3 protein-coding genes and 3 pseudogenes are annotated in these 4984 nt (G+C 40.2%); 2 read left to right on the plus strand and 4 right to left on the minus strand.

Annotated elements, in window-relative coordinates:
• Positions 1 to 174: 174 nt before the first annotated feature.
• Together BN1125_RS18605 and BN1125_RS18610 are read left to right on the plus strand one after the other, a co-directional pair.
• Positions 175 to 345 (plus strand): annotated as a pseudogene (locus BN1125_RS18605) (IS1595 family transposase); the annotation flags it as partial.
• Between the two features lie 5 nt (positions 346 to 350).
• Positions 351 to 1250, plus strand: a complete 900-nt coding sequence (locus BN1125_RS18610) for a LysR family transcriptional regulator (protein ID WP_084202304.1) — start codon at positions 351 to 353, stop codon at positions 1248 to 1250.
• Between the two features lie 333 nt (positions 1251 to 1583).
• On the opposite strand, the gene BN1125_RS12250 is transcribed toward BN1125_RS18610, so the two are convergent.
• The 4 genes and pseudogenes from BN1125_RS12250 to BN1125_RS19080 form a co-directional block, all read right to left on the minus strand.
• Positions 1584 to 2759, minus strand: coding sequence for a MalY/PatB family protein (locus BN1125_RS12250; protein ID WP_084202305.1), 1176 nt, complete (start codon positions 2757 to 2759; stop codon positions 1584 to 1586).
• A gap of 15 nt (positions 2760 to 2774) precedes the next feature.
• Complete coding sequence (locus BN1125_RS12255) at positions 2775 to 4070, minus strand: MFS transporter (protein ID WP_156993314.1); 1296 nt, start codon at positions 4068 to 4070, stop codon at positions 2775 to 2777.
• Positions 4071 to 4192: 122 nt separating this feature from the next.
• A pseudogene (locus BN1125_RS12260) lies at positions 4193 to 4465 on the minus strand (IS5/IS1182 family transposase); the annotation flags it as partial.
• Between the two features lie 307 nt (positions 4466 to 4772).
• Positions 4773 to 4984, minus strand: a pseudogene (locus BN1125_RS19080) (IS4 family transposase); the annotation flags it as partial.

A 4984-nucleotide genomic window follows, 5' to 3' on the forward strand; every position in this document is an offset into this window, starting at 1 on the left:
CTATCTTGACGAACACCGGCACCCAGAGCTATCAGTGAAATCAGTGAGAGAGGCTGGAGTTGGCTGTCGATTTTCTATCAAAAAACGATTGGCGAACAAGACAGAGAAAATCGATACAAAACAGTATTTTGGAAGGGGGGTTAAATGACGTTTTTTCTTAAGGTTCTGTACATGAGCGGCCATACACTTGATGCGAAGCATCTGCAAAGACATTTGGCAGAATATTGCTTCCGGTTTAATCACCGTTTTGATCTCAAGAGTATGCAGATTGAATTGGGGCATGCGATTGTTGCACGCCCTTCGATGCCATATCGACTCTTGAAAATGACTAAAGGTCATGGGTAATCAGGATGAAAAAAATAAACTCATTAAAGTCGATGCGTTTTTTTGCAAGTGTTGCTAGAAACAAAAGTATTACGTTAGCAGCAAATGAGTTAAATCTAACTAAAGCTGCTATTTCTTTTCAAATAAAAAAACTAGAAGATGAGTTAGGTGTCAGTCTTTTTAGTCGTGATAGTCGAAGTGTTTCTTTAACTAAAGATGGTTATTTTGTACTTGAGGAAATCACACAAATTCTTTCGTATGTAGATGAGCGATACGCCCATCTAAAAGGTAGTTTAGAACGTGACAATTTATTAATTCAAACTTATGTAATGCCTTCAGTAAAATGGCTGAGCAGTAAGTTAATAAGCTATAAGTCGCCAGTAAATACTCAAGTTGGTATTTTTGCGATGAACAGTGAAGATTATGATCCTGCGATATCTGATGTCGGTTTCGTGCTTAAAAAAAGCAACTTATGCTATGACAGCACACTTGATTGGGTACGTGTATTTCCTCACGAAGTAACACCAATTTGTACACCAGAATTTTATCTGCAATATAAAGCACACATAGATAGTGGTGATCTTACTAATGTGCCGATTATTGCAACACCTTATGATAGTGACGAATGGACTGCTTGGCTTGCGTTATGTAATAAAAACATTCAGATAAAGCCAAAATTTATTGCTGGGGATAAAATGATTGCGCTCGAGCTTGGGTTAAATCACCGTGGTATTGTAATGGTTAATAGTCCATTTATTAGGCGAGAGCTTGAGAGCAATATGCTCATTAAACCTTATGAAGAGTCATTGTATCAAGGTGAGTGGGGGTTTGTTTACAAGAAAAAATCACCAATGAAAAATACGATTTTAGATTTGATTGGTAAAATAATGAATGGCTCCTGCGATGAACCGTCATTCCGCACCTAATTTTTGCATTTTAAATGGTGATGAAGTTCACACAGCCAGGATTGAATTGAGAAAACCAGTGACTTCACTCATGTTGCCACGTAACAATGCTAAGTTGGGTAACAGTTCACATCATTTCACGGGGGGCGAAAGAATGAATCTGAGCATTTTAGTTTTTGTTCCAACCTCAACTGCCAACACCTCAATGTTGCCACTTGCTGTGAACGTGTAGGCATCATCGCCGAAAAAAAATCCCCAATCAGGTGCGGAATGTCGGTTATACGGTTTGCCCAAAAAAGCAGATGCCTCATCTCGTATAACAAGCCAAGCATAAATATGCTTGGCTCGCGTTTATCAGTTGGCTATCTTGTCGGTATAAACCTGTTTTAAATGCGCTAATGCCGCCGATAACGTCTTACTGTGGCAAGCGTAATTGAGACGCATAAATGTACCCTCTGAGGCGCCAAATACTGCACCATTACCCAGACCAATACCGTTGCTTATCAAAAAGGCATGTAACTCGTTATTTGTCATTCCCCAATCAGCAAAATCTAACCACGCAAGGTAAGTTGCATTTTGTTTGATAACTCGTACAGAAGGCAGTTGTTGTGCAAAAAAATCCTCAATATACGCTTTGTTCAATAACAAATATTCTTTCAAACCATCAATATAATAATCACATTGAGAGTAAGAAACCGTGTTGGCAATAATCGCAAATTCATTGACGTCAATATGCGTTGCAGCGAGTGCCAATTCAAACTCAGTACGTAATTTACGATTCGGTATGATGAGCATCGAGCCATAAAGCGAAGAGGTATTGAATGATTTACCACTCGCATTCATCACAATCGCATTATTTTTTGCCTCTTCACAAATTGAGTGATAACAAATATGGTTATCTTCATACGCTAAATCACAGTGAACCTCATCACTCAATACAATAACGTCATGCTTCGTACATATTTCATGAATACGAAGTAACTCATCCTTAGTAAAGGTACGCCCTACTGGATTCATCGGGTTACAGATTAGTAAAATCTTCGCTCTTGGCTCACTGGCGCGCGCTTCTAAATCATCAAAATCAACACTGTAAGTGCCATTTTCTCGGTTATAAACTAATTTATTATCAGAAACGCTACGCCCAACTTGCTCAACTGTTTTCTTGAAATTGTGATATACCGGGGTCTGAATAATAACTAAGTCACCTTCGTTAGAATAAGTGCGAATCATTAAATTCAAGGCAAACATTAATCCCGTTGTAGTGACAATATGTTCAAGCTCAACGTCCATTTCGTGGCGGCGCTTGTAATAACCTTTTATCGCAGCTTGCGCTCCCGCAATAACGCGGTAACCATTGTAACCAAAAACATGATTTTCTAAGCGTTTATTCATCGCGTCAAAAATCTCTTTAGGCGATTCAAAATCAGAATCTGCACAGCCAAGAGGGTAAGTCACATTAGGGTACTCAGAATCCCACTTATACGAATCTGAATCTTTACGGTTAATATATTTAGTAAAATCGTGTTTCATATTTCCGCCCCCAACTTATTTAGCTGCGCCTGATTCTAATTCATTTTCTAATGCCGTTTGTGATGCTTTTTGCTTAGCTTTCTTTGCGCATCGAATGATGCCAAAACCTGCAAATATCGCTAACGCCACATTAAGTAGGATGTAATTCCAAACCATATCGTAAGCAACATCCATCGGGTAACTATCCAACCAACTACCTACTTGTGCATAAATATAAAGATCTGGTGTGAATGCAATGACTGATATAAAACCAATTGCCGACCCAGTCACTGATGAGGGAATCTGTGCTTCTTTCATGGTTGCAAAGTAGATACCACGACAAATGAATATCATGAATGCAATACAGATAACCATTGCAATTAAGAAGTAATGTGAAATATCTGTGCCTGCAAATTTAATTGCAAATGTACATACAGCAACAAGTATCAATGAGCCAATTATCGCTTTTGAACTTGAACCAATTTTATCGCCAATAAAACCACCGATAGGGCTAGACAATAAGCCAATACCGTATTGACGAATTATACCCACCATACCCACTAACGCCGTTGATACGCCTAAACCTTGCATATATGGTGTGGTGTAAGATTGTAGTGCGTAAATACTGTAACAAGAAAAGATTATCAACGTAACAAACCATACAGCGGGTAGTTTTAACGTTTGTACAAGTAACGCAAAGCTAAATTGCTCTTCGCTCTGCTCACTTTGAGACTTAATGTCCGGCATAAAAATAAAGGCAAGTATCGCGATAACAACATAAACAATACCATAGAAAATCAGTGTCGATTGCAAACCACCCATCGCACTAGTCGCTTGCTCAAGTATCCAAAGCGCGCCAAATGAAGCAACAAGACCTGACGCACATTTGATACCCTCGGCATAACCAAACATTCTTCCTTGGCTATCTTCACCACCTAAGAAATTGAATGTTTTATTCATCGCAGCCCAGAAAATAAGAATTGTCGACACAGCAAAACCAGCCATGATAGCAACAACCGAGTAGTAAGATGGGATAGTTGCATACCAGAATGTTAAAGCAGCGGTTAACAGCAGTGCACTAACAACGAGTTTCTTCGGTGAAAATTTATCAGCAATAATGCCACCAGGAAAATAAAAGAACATCGAGGTGAAACCGTAAGCGCCTGATAACAAACCAAGCTCAGTATGTGTCACACCTAACCCTTGCATTAAGGGTTCATAAAATACTTCACGTAAATATGCAACTTTAAAGATAACACCTGCGGCAAACGCGACGATAAATAACGTCATGTACCGCTGAAAATTAGTTAATTTGGGAGATTCTATAGACAAGGTATTTTCCTCTCATTTAAATAAATAGTAATACATAAGACGTTATTGACTAAAACTGAACCGGGTAAGCCTTTTCCCCACGCGACTGATTCTGTTCAGTTCACATGCGGCCTAACAGGCATTCAAAGTCCTATCATTTTGTTCATTGCCTTCACCACTGCCAGCGCTTCACCTTCCTGAGCGTTGTAGTTTCTCATGCTCAAATTCGGGCTGATGAGCTGTTTGAAACGGCAGATTACTGTCTCGGCCTTCGAACGATGATGGTAGCCAGAAGCCTGTTTCCACACCTTCAGCTCGACGACCTTAAGTGCCTCCATAGCTTCGTTGCGCGGATGACCTTCTTCCCACAACGCAGCATTTTTCCTCGGCGGGACAATGGCCTTGGCCCCTTTCTTCTCTTGATAGCTTGCTCATCCATCCAGAGGGTGAGCGGCCCACATTTTACCAAGGCCAGGTTGTACTGCTTCAAGTTGCTGACCTTATGTTTAGACTTGCCCATCTGACGATCTAGGTTGGCTGACTCAGATGGTAAGATCCCCAGATACGCTGAAAGTTCCAGATTTAGCGATTAACAACGACATTGATCAATGGAGGTGATTCTAAATAGGTAACAATAAAACTCAACCAAGTAAAATAGTGCAAATGGTATAATTTTTTTACCGTAAAGGTTGTCAACCTGAATCGCCCCTCATTTATAAGACATTATGGAAACACATCGATTAAAACCCCTTCTAAGATCCTGTTTTGTATCGATTTTCTTTGCTTTGTCCGGCGGGCATTTTTTGACAGAAAATCAACGGCCCATTCCAGTCGCTCCCTTATTTCGCTGATGGCTCGGTGCGCTATTGCTTCCAATATCGGCAGCCACCATGTCACACCACTCTTCGCAGCCTTGAGCGTCGATAGACCCTCTT

It is taken from the genome of Aeromonas fluvialis (genome assembly GCF_000819885.1).
In the GTDB taxonomy this organism is placed as follows: Bacteria; Pseudomonadota; Gammaproteobacteria; order Enterobacterales; family Aeromonadaceae; genus Aeromonas; species Aeromonas fluvialis.